The sequence below is a fragment of the Microbacterium karelineae genome, from assembly GCF_009745985.1.
Taxonomy (GTDB): domain Bacteria; phylum Actinomycetota; class Actinomycetes; order Actinomycetales; family Microbacteriaceae; genus Microbacterium; species Microbacterium karelineae.
Window position 1 is genome coordinate 1 of record NZ_WFIX01000118.1, and the last position, 541, is coordinate 541.

Here is a 541-nt window from a genome sequence, read left to right on the forward strand (position 1 = left end):
TCCTGATCAGAAACATGCTGTGATCGCATTAACTTCGATCTACGGCGTCGGCAAGACCCGTTCTAAGGCCATTCTGGCTGCAGCGGGTATCGCTGAAGATGTTAAGATCAGTGAGCTGTCTGAAGAACAAATCGACACGCTGCGTGACGAAGTTGCCAAATTTGTCGTTGAAGGTGATCTGCGCCGTGAAGTTAGCATGAGCATCAAGCGCCTTATGGATCTTGGTTGCTATCGCGGTTTGCGTCATCGTCGTGGTCTGCCAGTGCGCGGTCAGCGTACTAAGACCAACGCACGTACCCGTAAGGGTCCGCGCAAACCGATCAAGAAATAATCGGGGTGATTGAATAATGGCAAAGGCACCAATTCGTGCACGTAAACGTGTAAGAAAACAAGTCTCTGACGGCGTGGCTCATATCCATGCTTCTTTCAACAACACCATCGTTACTATCACTGATCGTCAGGGTAACGCATTGGGTTGGGCAACAGCCGGTGGTTCCGGTTTCCGTGGTTCACGCAAATCCACTCCGTTTGCAGCTCAGGT

General features: G+C 51.0%; 2 protein-coding genes. Both read left to right on the forward strand.

Features of this window, described 5'->3' with window-relative positions; translation table 11 throughout:
- A partial coding sequence (gene rpsM, locus GB932_RS01165) for a 30S ribosomal protein S13 (RefSeq protein WP_231915946.1) occupies positions 1 to 331 on the forward strand: 331 nt, incomplete at its 5' end.
- A 16-nt stretch (positions 332 to 347) separates the two neighbouring features.
- On the forward strand, positions 348 to 541 hold a 194-nt coding region (gene rpsK / locus GB932_RS01170; RefSeq protein WP_072046371.1), incomplete at its 3' end, for a 30S ribosomal protein S11.